13 protein-coding genes are annotated in these 17,678 nt (G+C 71.2%); 9 read left to right on the forward strand and 4 right to left on the reverse strand.

Annotated features, from left to right (window positions below):
- Positions 1-12: 12 nt before the first annotated feature.
- Positions 13-2,178: a hypothetical protein gene (locus tag O145_RS15305; protein ID WP_043564562.1), complete on the reverse strand. Its 2,166-nt coding sequence runs from the start codon at positions 2,176-2,178 to the stop codon at positions 13-15.
- 240 nt (positions 2,179-2,418) lie between these two features.
- Here O145_RS15305 and O145_RS19465 point away from each other — a divergent pair, with 240 nt between their 5' ends.
- From O145_RS19465 to O145_RS15315, 3 genes are all read left to right on the forward strand, one after another.
- Positions 2,419-6,069, forward strand: a complete 3,651-nt coding sequence (locus O145_RS19465) for a DUF4132 domain-containing protein (RefSeq protein WP_043564564.1) — start codon at positions 2,419-2,421, stop codon at positions 6,067-6,069.
- A 646-nt stretch (positions 6,070-6,715) separates the two neighbouring features.
- Positions 6,716-6,943, forward strand: coding sequence for a DUF4132 domain-containing protein (locus O145_RS19470; protein WP_229118634.1), 228 nt, complete (start codon positions 6,716-6,718; stop codon positions 6,941-6,943).
- A 562-nt stretch (positions 6,944-7,505) separates the two neighbouring features.
- Positions 7,506-8,387, forward strand: coding sequence for a hypothetical protein (locus O145_RS15315; RefSeq protein ID WP_043564566.1), 882 nt, complete (start codon positions 7,506-7,508; stop codon positions 8,385-8,387).
- Positions 8,388-8,505: 118 nt separating this feature from the next.
- On the opposite strand, the gene O145_RS15320 is transcribed toward O145_RS15315, so the two are convergent.
- Positions 8,506-8,787 (reverse strand): DUF1540 domain-containing protein, encoded by a 282-nt coding sequence (locus O145_RS15320; RefSeq protein WP_043564568.1) that lies wholly within the window; start codon positions 8,785-8,787, stop codon positions 8,506-8,508.
- A gap of 342 nt (positions 8,788-9,129) precedes the next feature.
- Between O145_RS15320 and O145_RS15325 the strand changes: the two genes are divergently transcribed.
- Both O145_RS15325 and O145_RS19975 read left to right on the forward strand, forming a co-directional pair.
- Complete coding sequence (locus tag O145_RS15325) at positions 9,130-9,462, forward strand: GntR family transcriptional regulator (RefSeq protein WP_052375282.1); 333 nt, start codon at positions 9,130-9,132, stop codon at positions 9,460-9,462.
- Positions 9,459-10,715 (forward strand): ATP-binding cassette domain-containing protein, encoded by a 1,257-nt coding sequence (locus tag O145_RS19975; protein WP_084682676.1) that lies wholly within the window; start codon positions 9,459-9,461, stop codon positions 10,713-10,715. The genes O145_RS15325 and O145_RS19975 overlap by 4 nt, the downstream gene beginning before the upstream one ends.
- Before the next feature lie 313 nt (positions 10,716-11,028).
- Here O145_RS19975 and O145_RS19980 read toward each other — a convergent pair whose 3' ends face one another.
- Together O145_RS19980 and mnmA are read right to left on the reverse strand one after the other, a co-directional pair.
- The gene (locus tag O145_RS19980; protein ID WP_411265972.1) at positions 11,029-11,481 is read right to left on the reverse strand and encodes a tyrosine-protein phosphatase; all 453 of its coding nucleotides are present in this window, start codon (positions 11,479-11,481) and stop codon (positions 11,029-11,031) included.
- Positions 11,482-11,909: 428 nt separating this feature from the next.
- Positions 11,910-13,031: a tRNA 2-thiouridine(34) synthase MnmA gene (gene mnmA / locus O145_RS15340; protein WP_043564572.1), complete on the reverse strand. Its 1,122-nt coding sequence runs from the start codon at positions 13,029-13,031 to the stop codon at positions 11,910-11,912.
- 197 nt (positions 13,032-13,228) lie between these two features.
- Between mnmA and O145_RS15345 the strand changes: the two genes are divergently transcribed.
- The 4 genes from O145_RS15345 (at position 13,229) to O145_RS15360 (ending at position 16,358) form a co-directional block, all read left to right on the forward strand.
- On the forward strand, positions 13,229-13,924 hold the full coding sequence (locus O145_RS15345) for a metal-dependent transcriptional regulator (RefSeq protein ID WP_043564694.1): 696 nt from the start codon (positions 13,229-13,231) through the stop codon (positions 13,922-13,924).
- Between the two features lie 218 nt (positions 13,925-14,142).
- Positions 14,143-14,685, forward strand: coding sequence for a class Ib ribonucleoside-diphosphate reductase assembly flavoprotein NrdI (gene nrdI, locus O145_RS15350; RefSeq protein ID WP_084682678.1), 543 nt, complete (start codon positions 14,143-14,145; stop codon positions 14,683-14,685).
- 54 nt (positions 14,686-14,739) lie between these two features.
- Positions 14,740-15,759 (forward strand): class 1b ribonucleoside-diphosphate reductase subunit beta, encoded by a 1,020-nt coding sequence (nrdF, locus tag O145_RS15355; RefSeq protein WP_084682679.1) that lies wholly within the window; start codon positions 14,740-14,742, stop codon positions 15,757-15,759.
- Positions 15,756-16,358, forward strand: coding sequence for an NADPH-dependent FMN reductase (locus O145_RS15360; RefSeq protein ID WP_052375284.1), 603 nt, complete (start codon positions 15,756-15,758; stop codon positions 16,356-16,358). Before nrdF ends, O145_RS15360 begins: the two co-directional genes overlap by 4 nt.
- Positions 16,359-17,678: the final 1,320 nt, after the last annotated feature.

Genomic DNA, 17,678 nt, shown 5'->3' on the forward strand with positions numbered 1-17,678 from the left:
CGGCGGGCCGGCTCAGGCGAAGGCGCGTCCGATGTCGACCACCTGGTACTTCCCGGTCTCGTCGGCGCGCAGGATGAGCCAGGAGGCGTAGGCGCCCCGGCCGGGCCCGCCGTCGGGCCTGGGATGCAGCCAGGGCATCGTCGGGTCGTCCGTGGTCACCGGGCAGATGATGTCGCCCGGCGCCGAGGCCCGGCCGCTGCCGTTCGTGCTGTAGGGGCTCCCGCTGGGACCGGCGAGCGCGCACCCCACGACCCTGCCGCCCGTGGGGAACTGGACGGCCCGCGCCGTCGAGTTGCGGTTCTGACCGGCGCCGAGGTGCTGGTCGAGGGCGTTGAGGGCCTTCGGCTCCACCAGCTCGTCCTCGACCGCCCGGTCGTCGGAGGCGATGGCGTCGTAGGCGGTCTGGACGTCCTGGGCTGAGGGTATCCGCACCGCTCCCGAGGGCAGGCGGTAGAGGACGTCGGTGATCTCCAGGGAGTCCCCGTCCCACTGGTCGGTGACCGTGGCCTCGGCGCCGCCCTCGCAGGCGTGGCAGGCGGCGTCGCCGGCCACCTTGATGCCGGGCACGGTGTAGACCAGCGTGTTGCCCACCGAGCGCAGGTTCTTCACGACGAGGTCCGGGGACTCGCCGATGTCGTCCTTCACCACGTGGTCCACGGATCCGATGAGCGTCTTGTCGGAGTCGTAGGCGGCGACCACGTCGAACACCGTGTTGCCCCCGCCGTAGCACCTCAGGACGGTGATGGCCACCGGCGAGCCGTCGAAGACGCCCGGCCGCAGTGCGGTCATGGTGGCGGTCGGCGGCGCCCCCACGGCGGAGGAGCCGGTGGCCACGCCGTCGACGAAGGCGGCCATGGTCTTTCCGGTGGCCGGGTCCTGGCTGCCGGCGGTCTTGCACAGGTCGGGGACCTCGAGGGTGGAGCCCTTCATGTCCTCCAGGTCGGGCGCAGGCGCCGTGTCCCCGGTCGGGGCCGACGACGGCAGGGCGGTCGCGGTCGCGGGGACGGAGCCCTTGCCGAAGGACAGCAGGGAGGCCGTCGAGCCGTTGACGACGACGATGGCGTCGCCGGAGGCGGACCAGGAGGTCACCGTGCCGTCGGCCTGCCAGACGGTGCTGCCGCTCATGGGGTCGATGGCGACGATCGCGTCCGGGTGGGCGATGACGATCGCCCCCTTGGCCACCAGCCACCGCGGCGGGTCCTGGGCGCCCAGGCCGTTGAGGGCGGCGACGCCGTCGGGCAGGGTGCCGGACCACAGCAGGGAGGAGCCGTCGAGCCCCGCCATGGTCGCGCCGTCGCTGACCACCCACACTCGGCGGGTCATGGGCAGGGTCATGCCGGCGAACGTGCGGGGCATGTCGATGCGGGCCGCCCACACCGGGCCGTCGAACGTGAGCTCCCTGATCGTCTTCCCGCCGGCGGTCAGGGAGCCGTCCGGGCTCACGGCCAGTGGCATGTCCTCGGAGGCGGACTCGCCCAGCTGCACGGAGGCCGTCGGGGGCGCGGGGAAAGCCGAGTCGGGGGCGGGCGGCTGGCCGCCCGCGGCGCCGGGAGTGGCGTCCGGGGACGCGGGGGCGGCGGCCGGCACCGTGACGGGCCCGGCCGTATTGACGCCGGTCGACGGGTCGATGCTGAGCAGGTCCCCGCAGTCGATGGCCTCCTGCGTGTACTGGCAGCTCAGGGCCTGGCCGGCGAGCTCGTCGGGGACGGGCACCTGCCACACCGGGTAGCCCGAGGCCGAGGAGAGGTCGACGCCGACCAGCGCCTCCCGGCCGTCCTCGACCACTCGCAGCACCCGCATCTGTCCGGAGGCGAGGACGACGGAGCCCCCGGAGTCGATGGGGGCGGGCGCCAGATGCTCGCCGAGGCCCGACAGGTCGAGGGTCGCCTGGACGGCCGGCGGCCTCCTGTGCGTCCGGGAGCCCCCCGAACGGGCCAGGGCCCAGGCGCCGACCCCGGCGAGCACGATCACCAGCACCAGGACCGCGGCGACGGCGGCGCGGCCCCGGCGGCCGAGGCGGGGGCGGCGGAGAGCGCGCGATGGAGGCGGTGGGGCGGGCCGCCCCTGGGCGCCGGCGGCGACGAGGTCTGGTGCGGTAGAGGAGGGGGAGGCCCCGTCGGGCGGAGGAGGGGGAGGCCCTGGCTCGTCGGGCGGAGGCGGGGGCGGCTCGGCGGTCATAGGACCAGCGTAGAGCCGGCCGGCGGTGTCGTACGCAGGATGGGCGCTGCGCGCCAATGGGGAGGCCTGCCCTTCGCAGGCGGGGGTGCGGGGAGGGCGGGCCGTGACGCTCCGATCAGCCCGGCCCGCTCAACCGGGGCGAATTCATGTCGCACCCGGTCGTTACCCTTCATCCCGTAAGAATCGACATGGGGCCCGGGGAGAGCCGATGACGACGATTGACGACGCAAGGAGAATGCCGTGACCGAACCTGTAGTCCGCGACCTCGTCGACCGGGCGCTGCTGCCGCTCAAGGCGGTTGACGCGGGCCTGTACCACCGTGCCGTCGACTACGTCGTCGACGACGGCGACCCCGAGGTCCTGCTGGAGATCGCCGCCTTCGGGGACGGCCCCATCGGTTGCCTGCTCCTGGCGACCTCGAACGCCTCCTACACCCACTGGTACGGCCGGACTTGGCGCAAGCGCCTGCAGGAGGCGGGGATCAGCTGGAGGAAGGGGGACGGCTCGGCAGGCCCGGTCCTGGTCAGGCGCGACGCCCTCTACCGCAGTGACGCCGTGATCCCGGCCCAGTGGGTGCGGCTCGGCCGGCTCCTGGCCGCCGTCCTCCAGACCGACCCCACGTACGACCCGCCGGCTCCCGAGCAGGTACCCGGCTGGGTGGACGCCCTGCTCATGGATGTCATGTTCACCGTGGACGCTCAGGGCGCCGGCTCCACACCCGAGTCCCAGGCGCGCAGGCTCAGGCAGAGGCGGCTGTTCTGGGACGCCGGGCGTCTGGCGGCGCTGCTGAGGCAGGGGGGCGTGGAGGAGGCCGACGCCCCCGCCGTCGTCCTCCTGGCCGCCCACTCCAACTCCGCCGGGCAGCCGTCCTGGCGCAGGCGGCTGTCGGCCGCTGACCTGCCCGGGGTCACCGACTACCTCACTGAGCACGCGACCGCCCTGCCCGGCCCGCTCCTGGACGGCCTGCGCCGGCAGGAGCGTCATGACGTGCTCACACGTATGGCGGCCAACCCGCGGTGGGCCGCCGCGGGCGCCCACCTGGTCGCCGCCGTGGCCGCGGGGGCCTCCAAGGAGCTGCGCCGGGAGGCGATTGAGCTTCTCGAGGGCCTGGACGCGGCTACCAGGGCCGGTGCGCTGGCCCCCGTCCTGGCCCAGGCCCCGGCGTCCCGCTGCCGGGAGCTGGTGGAGTTCCTGGCCCGGACCCCCGGCGGCGCCCACGTGCTCACCCGGGCGGCCGAGGAGAACCGGAGGCTGGCCGACCTGGTCTCCGCAACCCGGGCCCGCCACGAGACGCTCGACGCCGTGGGGGTCGATGAGCCCCTCGACGTCCCCCCGTTCACGCCCCTGGAGGTGGGCCCGGACGCCGCCCCCGTCAAGGACGAGCTGCGCCCCGTCCTGGGGCAGGCTATGGAGCGCGCCGCCGCCTCGCAGAACTCCTCGTCCCGCACCCGGGCAGAGGGAGTGCGCCAGATCACCGAGGCGGATCTGGATGAGCTGGTGGCGGTCGCCAACGGCAGGAGCCGCGCCCGGCCCGCGCTCCTGCGCCGGTTCAACGTCATCTGGGTCGTCAGGAACGCCCCGAGCCTGACCCTGGCGCACGCGCTGCGGCTCCATGCCGTGGAGACGAGCCCCTGGTGCCGGCTGGCACTGAGCCACTACACGGGGCCGGAGACCGACCCGCGAGCCATTGAGGACCTCATGGCGCGCCTGGGCGGCGGCCCCGACGCCGTCGAGCGCTTCTGCGACTTCCACGACTACGTCTTCCTCACCGTCGACCCGGAGGCGTCCTGGCCGTGGTACGCCGAGCACCTCGACCTGCTGCGCGAGCGGCTCATGGACGCCGCCACGGCGCCGCGGGCCCTGGAGATCCTGACGGCCTTCCCCCGTGTCCCCGCCGAGCTGCTGCCCGCGGTCGCCGACGCCGCAGTGGGCCCCTCCAAGGCGAGCCGCCCGCTGGCCCAGGCGGCGCTGCGCTCCCACCCGCGGGTGCGCGAGCTGGCCGAGCAGGGGCTTGCCGCCAGGACGACCGAGGTGCGCACCTCGGCGGCGGCCTGGGTCGGCTCCCTGGCGCGCCCCGAGTCGGTCCCCGCGCTGCGCACGGCCCTGGGGCGGGAGAAGAGGGACGTGGCGCGGGCGGCCCTGCTGGTCGCCCTGGAGGACTGCGGCGGCGACATGACGGAGTTCCTGTCCCCCCGGGCCCTGGGGGCCGAGGCCGCCAAGGGCCTCAAGGGGAAAGTGCCCGCCTCACTGTCCTGGCTCGACCCGCAGTCACTGCCGGCCGTCCGCTGGAAGAACGGCGACGCCGTCGACTCCCGCACGCCGTGGTGGTGGGTGGTGCTGGCCGACAAGATGAAGAACCCGTCGGGCCGCGGGCTCATCAACCTCTACCTGTCCCTACTGGAGCCCGCCGACGCCGCGGCGCTGGCCGCGCACGTGACCCGGGCCTGGATCGCCCAGGACACCGCCCACCCGAGCGCGCAGGAGAGCCGGGCGCACGCCCAGGCCGCCGGTCGGCAGCGCTACGACCACGCCCAGCGGTGGCTCGCCGACTGCCGCGCGGCTCCCAGGATGGCAGGCTTCCTGAGCCGGGCCGAGGCCGAGGCCGCTGTCCCGCTGGAGGAGCGCGTCGCCCAGGCCTACGCGGAGCACCAGCGCACCTACGTGGGCTCGGCGATCGCCGACAAGGGGCTGCTGGCTTTCGCGGTGAGGATGGACGGCGGCGAGCTGGCAGGGCTGGTACGCTCCTACATGCGCGACAACCCGGGGCGGCGGGCCCAGTTCGAGGTCCTGGTCCACGCCCTGGCCGCCAACGGGAAGGACACCGCGCTCCAGGTGCTCCTGAGCATTGCGCGCCGCCACAAGATGGCCGGCATCCAGGCCGCTGCCGCCGCCCTGGCCCAGGAGGCGGCCGACGAGCGGGGCTGGAGCGCCGACGAGCTGGCGGACCGCACCATCCCGACCGCGGGCTTCGACCCCGACGGACTGCTGCACCTGTCCTATGGGGACCGGGAGTTCACGGGCCGCCTGACTCCGGACTTCAAGATCGTGCTTTTCGATGCCGGGGGCAAGGCACGCAAGTCCCTGCCGGCGCCGCGGGTGAATGAGGACCCCGAGGTCGTCAAGGAGGCCAGGAAGCAGCTGAGCGTCGCGCGCAAGGACGCCAAGGCGGTCCTGACTCTCCAGTCGGCCCGGCTGTACGAGGCCATGTGCGCGCCGCGCACCTGGCGGGGTGCCGACTGGCGGGCGCTGCTGGCCGCGCACCCCCTGGTCGGCCGCCTCGTCAGCCGGCTGATCTGGACCGCCGCCCCGGGCGGCGGCGGGGAGGTGGTTACATTCCGCCCCACCGAGGACGGGGCGCTCATCGGGGCCGACGACGCCGAGGTGCCCCTGGCCGATGACGCGGTGGTGGGCCTGGCCCACGGCACCGCCCTGAGCGGGGCGCAGGTCGCGGCCTGGCGGGCGCATCTGGCCGACTACGAGGTGGAGCCCCTCTTCGATCAGCTGACCGCCGCCGTCCCGAGGATCGACGAGGGGCAGAAGGCCCTCTCCGACCTCCAGGGCCATGTGACCGACACCTTCACCTTCCGGGCCGCGGCCGCCAAGCGCGGCTACCAGCGTGGGGACGTGGTGGACGCGGGCACCTTCCACGACTACGTCAAGGAGTTCTCCTCATCGCGCCTGACCGCGGTGCTGGGCTTCACCGGCTCCTGGGTGCCCGAGGAGAGCATGCCGTGTGCCACCACCAGCCTCTCCTTCCGGCGCAGGGGCCGTGAGGTCGAGCTCGCCGTCGTGCCACCCGTCCTGCTGGCCGAGTGCTACGCCGACTACCGGGCCATGGCGGCCCTGGGGTCCTTCGACCCCGACTGGAGGAAGAACGCCAGCCCGTGGTGAACGCGGGCCCGCCTCGCCCCCGGCCGCGGACCGGGGCCGATTCGTGTCGTACCCGATCGTTACGCTCATGAGCCATGAGGGCCGCCCCGCAAGGCCGGGCGGTCGGTGAGAGACAAGAAGAGCGCCGTGACCGATCCCGTAACCCGCCGGCTCGTCGAGCGCGCCCTGCTGCCGTTGCGCGCCGTCCTCGCCGACCTGCATGCCCCCGTCGGCCACATGGCGCCCGCGGGCCAAGGGGCACCGGCTCCGGGCCGTCGGTGTCCGAGTGCTGGAGCCCGGCGGCGGTCGCGGCCCTGTTGCGGGCGACGGGCACGGCCGCCGAGCAGATCCCCGCCGTCGTACTCCTCGCCTGGCTCGCCGAGGAGGCCGGGGTCCCCACCTGGCCCGACAGCCCCGAGCACTGCCTGCCGGGCCTTGACGGCTGCCTGGTCGCCCACGGTGGACAGGTTCCCGCCAGCGCGCTCACGGCACCGTCCGCGCACGCCAGGGCGGTCCTGGTCAGGCGCCTGGGTGACCACCCGCAGGCCGCCGCGGCCTGCTCCCGGCTGCTGGCGGCCCTGGTGGTGGACAGCGCCGCCACCGTGCGGCGCGCCGCGATCGCCGTCCTGGACGTCTGGACGTCCAGACGCGCCGGCTGTACGAGGCCATGTGCGCCGGGCGCACCTGGCCGCTGGCCCAGCGGCGCGAGCTGCTGGCCGCCCACCCGCTCGCCGGGCACCTGGTCACCCGACTGGTGCGGCTGGCGAGCGACGGGCGGGACGTTCCTGAGCCCAGCGCCCCGGACGGCAGTCCGGCACGGCCCCACCGAGGACGGCGAGCTTCTCGGGGCCGACGACGTCGCGGTCCACCTGCGCCGCCCCACGCCAGCTCCTGACCGGTGCCCAGGCCGGGGCCTGACGGGCATACCTGTCCGACTACGAGGTCGAGCCGCTGTTCGACCAGCTGTCGGCCCGCGCCCCCGGCCTCACCGCCGGTCAGACGACCATCCGGGACGCAGCCGGGCGGCGCACCGTCGCCCGCGAGCTGCGCAGGGCGGTCGAGTCCCGCGGCTACGAGTGCGCCTCGACCAGGTACCGGTACAGCGAGTTCTCCAAGGACTTTCCGAGCCTGGGTCCGCGCAGCATTATCGACTTCGCGGGCGCCGACGCCTGGGACGAGGGCGAGGAGACCGCCACCGGCGGCCTGAGCCTGCGCCGCGGCCGCCGGGACGTGCCCCTGGCGCAGGTTCCGCCCGTCCTGCTGGCGGAGTGCTACGCCGACTACCGCGCCGTGACGGATGCCGCCGAGGAGGCGCCCCTCCGCAAGGACCGATCGGCGGGCCTGACCGGCGCCCCGGCCGGTCCGCGCGCCCGTCCGGTGAGCGGTCTCTCCTCGCCTTCGCGGGGCTGCCAGGCTAGCCTTACTTCAACGATCTCTGGCGATGGGGAAGGGGAACCGTGACGTACACCGATGAGAGGCGCACGCCGCAGGCCGCCATCGCCTCGCGCCGCATGGCGCGCCGTCTCCTGTCCGGTGCCGGCTGCGCCACCCTGACCGCCTACCGGCTCGACGCCGGCGCCCCCTCCCAGCTCGTCCTCCACGCGCTCGACGTCACCGGGAGCATTATCGTGGCCGCCCATCCGGCGGCGGACCACCCGATGGCCGACGTGCCGTGCGAGTCTCCGGTCGAGGTGCGCCTCGACGTCGCGCTTGAGGCGGCCGAGCCCGGCCTGCGCATCACCACCGCCACCGTCCATCTCCTGGGCGTGCTCACCTGGCTCGACGACGTCGGGCGCGACGCCGTCCTGTCCGGCTCGGTGGCCGGGTGCCACTGCGCGATCACGGGTGAGGACCCGCTCACGGACCTGGCCGGGCTCGCCGATGCGCCGGGCGGGCGCCTGGGCGTCATCGAGACGAACCGGATCATGGTTCATGACGCCATGGGCGTCAGCGGACACACCATGGAGGAGGTGCTCGACCCCGATGCCAAGGGCGTGCGGCCCCTGCTGTGGTCGGCCTTCGAGACCTTCAGCGCGCAGGAGGAGGTCAAGGCCCTGGGCGAGGGTGCGCTCGAGGTGCTGTGCGACGGAGTGGGGCAGGGCGGCATTCCCGGGGTCCTCTGCTCCAGGCGCCCGTCCGAGGGACTGTGCGCGGCCCTGTGGGGGCGGGTGCTGTGCGTGGACGTGTCCCCGTACGCCGTCACGCTTCTGCGGCTGCGGCGCGAGACCACCGACACCCTTCAGATCTTCCTGCCGGCGGGCACGACCCGCGCCCACGAGGTCGGGCGTCATCTGCGGCGCCTCGTCCGGGAGACCCTGGTCGGCGGGCTGCTGCGGTGAGCGGCTGCACAGCCGCGCGGAGACGATGATGGGGAGGCCCGGTTACGGGCCTCCCCATCGCTGTACCTGTGAGGCGTGTTCTCCTGCCGCGGAAGCCATGACGAGCTGGGCGGGCGCCTCAGCGGGCCTCGTAGGACAGGCAGGTGGCCGTGTCCGATCCAATGGCGACGGCGTCGGCAGTGCACATGAGGTCGGTGTTGTGGACGCACTCCAGGCGCTGGCAGGCGCCCACGTGCCCCTCGGCCACCGGCAGGCCGCCACGGGCGTCGAGGCTGACGAAGGTGGAGCAGGCCGGGGCGGCGGCGTCGCCGCCGACCGTGATGGCGAAGGCGGTGCAGCCGCCATGGTTGTAGGCGCAGGCGGTGGTGGCGCAGGACTTGATAGCGGTGACGGTCGACATGATGGGTGCTCCTTCGGTGAGGTGCGATCACTGACGTAATTCACGGTAGGAGTGCGCGGCAGAGCTGGCAACATCTCTCCGGCAGGTTCTGCGCCGGTGGTGAAGGAATGTTGTTATCGCAATGAAAGGTGGATGTTGTGATCGGGTGCGGCACGTCGGGTCGGGGTGCGTCCGGGAGGCTTCTTACACGCGTTCGGAATTCGCTTAACAGGTGAGTCGAGCCTGTGCTGAGACCGCTGGGGCGGCGGGCGGGCCGAGGCGGCGCGAGTCCTCCGGCTTGACGGCGGCGTCCGTCTCGATGACTCCCGTCCGATCCGGATCCAGCTCGTCGATGACTTCTGCATGCGGATCGTGACCGGCACCTGGCCCGCCGGAACCCGGATACCCAGCGTGCGCGACCTCGCCACGCAGGCCGGCGTCAACCCCAACACCGTCCAGCGCGCCCTGGCCGAGCTCGACCGCAGCGGCCTGACCGCCGCCGACCGCACCGCCGGACGCTTCGTCACTGCGGACGACACGGCGTTGGCCGCCGTCCGCCGCGACCTCGCCGTCGGCGCCGCAGACACCTACATTGCCGCCGTCGCCGCCATCGGCATGGACCTCGCCCAGGCGGGCGAGATCCTGGCCGAGCGGTGGCCGGAGCGCCCCGCCCAGAAGTCAGGAGAGACCTCATGAGCACCTCGCCGACGACGCCGTTGGACGCGCAGGGCCCCGCCGCGCGCCCCCGCCCTCACGCCATCCCGTCCCTGGACGGCGCCCCGCCGCTGGTGGTGGTGCGTCACCTGACCAAGGCCTACCGCGGGCGGCCGGCCCTGAGCGACCTCAGCCTGAGGCTGCCGGCCGGGCGCATCGTTGGCCTCATGGGTGCCAACGGCTGCGGCAAGACCACCCTGCTGAAGATCCTCGCCGGCCTCCTGACCGACTACGACGGCCAGGTGCGCATCGCCGGGCATGCTCCCGGGCCGGCCTCCAAGGCGCGGGTGACCTTCCTCCCGGACGCCGGGTTCCTGGCCGCCGGCCTCACTGCGCCCCGGGCCATCGCCCGGTTCTCTCGGCTCTTCGCCGACTTCGACGCCGACAAGGCCCGCCGGCTCGTTGACTTCTTCAACCTGCCCCTCGATCACTCCCTGAGAGAGATGAGCAGGGGCATGGGGGAGAAGCTGCGCGTCGCTCTGGGGATGAGCCGCCGCGCCCGGGTCTGCCTGCTCGACGAGCCCATCTCCGGCGTCGTCCTCCTGGCGGGCCTCATGCGGGTCGCCGCCATGGGGGTGATTGTCGTGACTCCGGTCGTTGTGATGGTCCAGGTGGCGGTCGACTACTGGCGGTCCATGTACGGCCGGCGCGGCTACCTCACCCTGGCGGTGCCGGTGCGCGGTCGGGTGCACTTCGCTGTCAAGGCGCTCTACGCCTGCATGATGGCGCTGGTCGTGGGCGGGGTCTGTCTCGTCGGTCTTGTCATCTGGCTCGTCGTGTTCGCGCGCAGCATGGGTACCACCCTCGGCGGGCTCCTTGAACCGCTGCGAGTGGCTGCCGATGCGGCCGGACCGGTCAAGGTGATCATTTTCGTCACGGCCGTCCTGATCGGGATCGTCACGCTCGTTATCGAGGTCGGCGCTGTCATGAGCATTGGCGCGCAGGGGCGCTTCAACCACCTCGGGCTCGGGGCGCCTGCGATCGGGTTCGTCCTGCTCTACGTGGTCAGTCAGCTGCTCGGGCTGGTCGCTACCCTTTTTCTCCCTGTGAGCGTGGACGTCACGACTGGTGACGTCACGACTCAGGTGATGTGGCCGCAGTTCCTTGAGGTGATCCGTACCGGTGCCGAGGCGAGGAAGGTCGGGGTGGGCGCGGTGGCTGTCGGCCCCCTGCTCGCCGGGGCGCTGGCCTGGTGGGCGGTGCGTGCCATCGAGCGGCACACGTCCTTGCGCTGAGGGGACCCGTCATGCCACCTTGGCTCTCCGGTCCGTTCACGACAGTCGGCCACTGGCTCGCAAGCCCGGCTCACCGGCCCCGCACCCGAGCTGGAGCGGATGCGCGAGCGGCAGGCGGAGCGTCCCTTCCGTCTGGCCGCCATCCGCCTGGGCGGCCTCGTGACCCTGATCTTCCTCGGCTACGGCGGCCTCAGGGGCCGCTGGGGCGGGTGCCGGCTTCCCGCCCCGGCGGCCCTTCACCCCGGCTCTGCTCACCGTACTCAGTGGCTGGGCTGTGCGCGGTGAGCTGCTCAGGGCGGGGGGCTGTCGGAACCTACCTCGGCGCCTCACGGGCGTGGCTGCGCCGGGATGGGGTGCCGTCCTCCTGACCTGTTGAGCGGCATGAGGCGCCTGCGGGAGGCTGCGCGCCTCGGAGGGCTTCGACCACCGAGGAATGCCGGCGTTTCGTGGCACGCGGTACGCGCTGCTCAGGCCACGAGGGGGCTGCGCAGCCGGGCCCGGACCGATGGGCCCTCGCCGATGAGGCCCGTGGCCTCGTCCGCTCTTTCGTCGGCGTCGCGGACCAGTGAGACAGCATTCGGGCCAGGTGGGCGACGACCTCCGCGTCGGACCACCCGGCCCGCTCATCGATCGTCGGGACCTCCCTCTCGTCGCTGGCCATCGCGTACGCGCTGGCGGCGTAGTCCTGGGCGAGGCCCTCGGGCGGGGTGCCGGCGTTCGCGAGCAGGAGCATCAACACCATGCCCGTCCGGTCCCTGCCGTGCAGTGGACGGGAGTTCCGGGTCCGGCTCGGCGACCGCCTCGAGGGCTCTGCGGGTCAGGTGCGGCTGGAGCCGTCAGGCGTGTCACCACACGGGGGAATCCAGGATCGGGAAGTGGACGCGCTGGAACTCCAAGTCCGAATGGTCCTCGATGGGGGCGCCCAGAATCCATACCCGAGACGGTGGGTCGCTCGGGGCGCCTCGCATGCACAGCGCAGGTCCACCACGGTGCGCAGCCCCAGTCGAGGGCCCGGCGCCAGCCCCGCTCCGTGAGACATGCGCGGCGTGGGCCGCGCGCCGCGCATCCGGGAGTCGTGAACCTCCCGGACGACGTCGGGAGACCGCCCAAGTTACGGGCGCTGGTGCAGCTGTCCCACCGCAGTACGCGCACCCGCCTAGGGGGAGGACTCCGCTCCGGCATCGGCGCCCGGCGTCAGGTCACGGTCGCCTGGGCCAGCACCTGGTCGCCGGACTCGCCGCCGTAGACGACGACGGACTGCCCTGCCGCCAGGCCCCGCAGGTGCTGGTGCAGCCGCGCCCGCAGCGTTCCGGTCTCGGCATCGACGGCGACGTCGGCCGGGACGGGGCGACCGTGGGCGCGCACCTGTACGGTCACGTCTCGCCAGCCGGCCCCGCCGTCGTCGAGCACAGTGGGCTCGGCCAGGAGGACCAGGGCGCTGCCGCTCACGGCACTGCGGCGGAGGAGCTCCTCGGGGCCGACGACCACCTCGTTGGAGCTCGGCCGGGTCTCGATGACGTAGCGAGGCCGTCCGTCGGCTGCCGGGCGGGTCAGGCCCAGGCCCTTGCGCTGGCCGACGGTGAAGCCGAAGTAGCCGTTGTGGGTGCCGAGCACCTCGCCGTCGGGGGAGACCAGGGCGCCCTCACGGACGCCGAGGCTGCGGGTGAGGAATCCGCGGGTGTCGCCGTCGGCGACGAAGCAGATGTCGTAGGAGTCGGGCTTGGAGGCCACCGGCAGGCCGCGGCGCTCTGCTTCGGCGCGCACCTCCGCCTTGGAGGGGGCGTCACCGAGGGGGAAGAGTGCGCGGGACAAGCCCTCGCGGCCCGAGACCGCCAGCACGTAGGACTGGTCCTTGGCGGTGTCGGCCGCGCGGCGCAGCTCCAGGCCGGCGGTCTGGCCGGGGCGCCCGGAGGCGGCGCCCCCGCGCAGGCGGGCGTAGTGGCCGGTGACGACGGCGTCGAGGTCCAGGGCGAGGGCGCGCTCGAGCAGGGCGTCGAACTTGACGCGCTCGTTGCAGCGCACACAGGGGTTGGGGGTGCGGCCAGCGCGGTACTCGGCGAGGAAGTCGGCGACGACACGCTCCTCGAACTGTTCGGACAGGTCCCACACGTAGAAGGGGATGCCGAGGATCTCGGCGGCCCAGCGGGCATCGGACGCGTCCTCGATGGAGCAGCAGCCGCGCGAGCCCGACCGGGTCTGGGCGCGGCTGCGGGTCAGAGCCATGTGCACCCCGACGACGTCGTGCCCTGCGTCGGCGGCGCGCGCGGCGGCGACGGCGGAGTCGACTCCGCCGGACAGCGCCGCGAGCACGCGCATGGGGTCTCCTTCGATCGGATTCGGTCTGAGGCTGAGCAGGGGCGCAGGCAGAATATCGCGGCCTGCCCCGGTCGGAGTGAGGCATGAAGAGGGGCGTCGGGGGGGGGCAGCGGACGGCCGGCCCTTCGGAGCCAGCAGAGGCGGCGGATCTGTACATGGCGGCCCCCCGCGCGCGGGCTGCAGGTAGCCTTCCGGGCATGCCCGCTTCTGAGCTGTCCGCGTCCAACCAGGAGTACCTCAAGACGATCTGGACCCTGGGGGAGTGGGGCGACGGCCCCGTCACCCCGAGCCGTCTGGCCGAGCGCATCGGCGTGCGGCTCTCCTCGGCCTCCGACGCTGTGCGGAGGCTGGCCGCCAGCGGGCTCGTTGAACACGTTCCGTACGGCGCCGTCGCTCTCACTGCGGAAGGGCGGAAGGCGGCTCTCATCCTCGTGAGACGGCACCGGCTCCTGGAGACATTCCTCGCCAAGGTGCTCGGCTACTCCTGGGACGAGGTGCACGCTGAGGCCGATGCCCTCGAGCATGTCGTCTCCGAGCTCATGGTTGAGCGCATCGACAAGCTTCTGGGGCGTCCTGAGCGGGATCCCCACGGCGATCCGATCCCCACTGCGGACGGCGTCGTGGCCGCTCCCCGCCATATCGCCCTGGAGGCTCTGCCAATCGGGCGCCGCGGTCGCCTCGAGCGTGTCCTTGACGCGGATCCGGATCTGCTTCGGCACCTCGACAGTGCCGGTCTCAGACTGGATGACGAGGTCGAGCTTCTCCCCTCCGCACCCTTCGCCGAGCGAGTGACGCTCCGCTTCGGGGGCGACGGCCGGACCGTGCGTGTGAGGCGATCCCAGTGCCGTTTCCTCAGGATCTCTGTGCCGACGCGTCCTGGTCCGGACGTCTGAGGCTCGGCAGCCGACAGGACCCGCCCCGGCGTCTGCAGACGGCGTGTCGGGTGTCTGACAGGCACTCGCCCATCAAACTACGCCATGACGTATCTCATAGTACGGCATGGCGTAGTTTATGTGAGATTACTGCTACTACTACATAGCCGCTACTTGCAGGCATCGGACCACAAGATCTTGTGGTCGCATGAGTGACGAGCAGTACAGGAGGTTCTCGTATGCCCCTATCCGCAACCTTGGCCGTGCTCCCGTCAGGGCCGCAGGCGCGCTCGGTCACCGTTCTGGAGGGCGAGGTCTCGACTGACCTGGTCTACTTCTCCTCGGCATCGGGCAACACGCGCCGATTCGTCGAGAGACTCGGCAGACCTGCCACTCGCATCCCTCTGCGTCCTCGGACCGAAGGGCGTATCCGGGTTACACGGCCCTACGTCCTCATCGTCCCCACCTACGGGGGCGGGGACATCTCAGGGGCGGTGCCTCGCCAGGTTGCCCTTTTCCTCAACGATCCCCACAATCGCGCCCTGCTGCGCGGGGTCGTCGCCTCGGGCAATACCAACTTCGGTCAGGCCTACTGCCTGGCCGGTCCGGTTATCGCAGGCAAGTGCGCCGTTCCTGAGCTCTACCGCTTCGAGCTCTTGGGCACCGAGCACGACGTCGAACGGGTGCGCGAAGGGCTCGACCGGTTCTGGCAGGACCATGACGAGAGCGCCCGGACCACCTTCTCCGAACTGTCCCAGATGGACGGCGCGCCGTCATCCTGACGGCCCTGGCGCTCCTGTGCTTAGAACGGCCCACCCACAATGAAAGACCATGGTATGAACGATCTCACCATCCCCTACATCGAGCTTTCCGCCACGCCCCAAGGCTTCCGTCACGACCCCACCGCCCGCTTGCGCCCCGTTAACTGGAATCTTGTTCAGGATGACAAGGACCTTGAGGTCTGGAACCGACTCACCTCCAACTTCTGGCTCCCCGAGAAGGTGCCTCTGTCCAACGACATTCCCTCGTGGCGCTCCATGGAGCCCGAGGAACGGATCCTCGTCATGCGGGTCTTCACCGGCCTTACCCTCTTGGACACCGTCCAGGCCACCGTCGGGGAGATCAGTCAGATCCAGGACGCGCGCACCGAGCACGAGGAGGCCGTTTACACCAATATCGCCTTCATGCAGGCTGTTCACGCCCGATCCTATTCCTCGGTGTTTTCCACCTTCTGCTCCACACCCGAGATCGACGAGGCCTACCGGTGGGCAATCGGCAACGATGTTCTGCAACAGCGAGTCAGGAAGGTTATCGTCCACTACTACGGGGAGGATCCTCTCAAGCGGAAGGTCTCCTCCACCCTGCTGTCCTCCTTCCTGCTTTACGCCGGCTTTTACCTCCCCTTGCGCCTCTCCGTCCGCGCCACCTTGACGAACACCGCTGACATGATCCGCCTTATCCTGCGGGACAAGGCGGTGCACGGGTACTATTCCGGCTACAAGTATCAGCGCAGCCTGGAGACGAAGAATCCCGGACGGCGCCAGGAGATGGAGGACTTCGTTCTCGGCCTCCTCGAGGAGCTCCACGACCTTGAGATGGTCTATTCCGGGGAGCTTTACGATCCCTTCGGGCTCATGGATGATGTTGCCGCCTTCGTCCGCTACAATGCGAACAAGGCACTCATGAACCTCGGCTACCCGGCTCGTTACGCACCTGAGGAGACCGTCGTCAGCCCCGCGGTCCTGGCCGCGCTCTCGCCGGGATCCGAGGAGAATCACGACTTCTTCTCCGGCTCCGGATCTTCCTACATCATTGGACGTGCTGAAAGCACTAGCGACGAGGACTGGGAACTGTGAGCACGAACGGCACAACAGGACAGGGCGCAGCCGACACCGAGATCGCCATCATTATCGGCAGTCTGCGTCGTTCCGCGCGCTCGCGTGATATCGCTCGCCATGTCATTAGCTACCTGCCTCAGGGCTGGCGCGGAAGCGTCGTCGAGATTGGCGACCTGCCCCTCTACGACGCCGACTACGACGACCCGGCCGTTCCGGATAAGCCGCTGCCCTCGCAGTACGCGCGTTTCCGTCAGGCTGTGCGCGCCGCCTCAGGGGTTCTGTTCATTACCCCTGAGAACAACCGGACGATCCCGGCCTGCGTCAAGAACGCCGTCGACATCGGCTCCAAGCCGGGTGGTGAGGCGGTCTGGACAGTTCTTCCTGCGGGAGTCATCAGCCACTCGGTGGGCTCTCTCGGCGGCTACAGCGCCAATAAGAACCTACGGCTGGCGCTGTCCTATTTCGACATGCCCATGCCCGGACAGCCCGAGGTGTTCCTGCCGCGCACTGGAGAGCTGCTCGACGAGCGCGGTGAGTTCCGCAGCGCGAGAACGGAGGAGTTTCTGAGAGACTACGTCGAGAGATTCGCCCGCCTCGTCGTCCGGCGCGGCCGATAGTCGGAAACTGCGGAAGATCGTCCGTCGGGGCTGGTGTCTTAGACCCAGGCTCTTGTTCTGTCCAATGGTGAAGTTGAAATGTGGAGCCTGGCGTTGTCCAGGACGACCGCGGTCCTTTTGTTCCTCATCGGTCTCGCGTGTCGGGCGACCCGTCATGGGGGGCGGGTCTGATCGGCGTCCTGGTTACCCTTGATGGGGTGGGTCCTCATCCTCCTGGTTGTCAGGCCCAGCGCCCTGAGGAACGACTGGCTCGCCTTCTCGCGGTCCGCGTACAGCCTTGCTCTCCTCCCCCTTGGGGAGCCGCATCCGTCTGGTCATGGCCTCCTCGCCACTGCGCCTCTCGAACGGGTCGGGCAGAATAGACTCATACTCGACAAGGCGCAGGAGCAGCCGGTCAGGAGGAGTCCGACCTGCACCGGGCACCGAACCTGATCAGACTCGACATCCTCAAGAGCCGCGTAACTGGATTGCCGAGGTTTTTCGGACTGTGTTGATTGTGCTGAGCTGAGCGGCCTTGTTCTGGTTCGGCCGCTCGCGTTCGACCTCGCCCTGTGTCCGGTGCCCGGGCGTCCGCGTGGAGACGTGTCTGACTTGTGTACCGGGCTCGGTCCAGGAGGCAGTATCGTTGATGGTCTTACTCTTTGCTGGGGTGGACCATCGGCGTGCGCCCTACTCGTTCCTTGAGGGGCGCGCCCGCCGGCTTCCGCCCGGGCGCCCGCCCAGCGCACCCCGGTCCTCTCCGCCGAAGGATGAGTACCCTAATCCTTCAGGTGCCAGGCGGAACTGCTCGGCGGCGTGCCGGGGTGCCGCGGCGCGGGGGTGGGGTTTCTCCTCGTCGGGCGGCTGCGGGGCGCCATGTCGATTGCCTCGTGCCAGGACCGGTGCCGCGTGCGGTCGCCCCAATCGCACAGCCCACGACCTTCTTGGTGCAGCAGCCCGGGGGCGGTCGCAAGGTACACGAACCCTTTCCCAGGTGCGGATATAGGTGATATCGCCGACCAGCCTGTCTCCAGAACGTTTGGTGGCGGGATCCCGCATCGGAGCAGATCGGGGCGCGAGCCCCAGCACGACCGCCGGGATGATGGTGCGGACCTTGCGGCGGGGTTGTGCGGCCTCCAGGACTTAGGCGCGCACTGGCGGGTGCGCACCGCCTCCCGTTCCACTACCACGCCTCTGCTCGCGCGGGGTTTACGAACGCAAGTCCCTGGCCGACCTGTGGAAGGCCGGATCATCCCCGCTCGCGCGGGGTTTACCCTGCTGTTCATGGCCCCGCCTGCTGCGGGGCCGGATCATCCCCGCTCGCGCGGGGTTTACGTGGAG

The sequence above is a fragment of the Actinomyces israelii DSM 43320 genome (assembly GCF_000711965.1).
GTDB classification, from domain to species: domain Bacteria; phylum Actinomycetota; class Actinomycetes; order Actinomycetales; family Actinomycetaceae; genus Actinomyces; species Actinomyces israelii.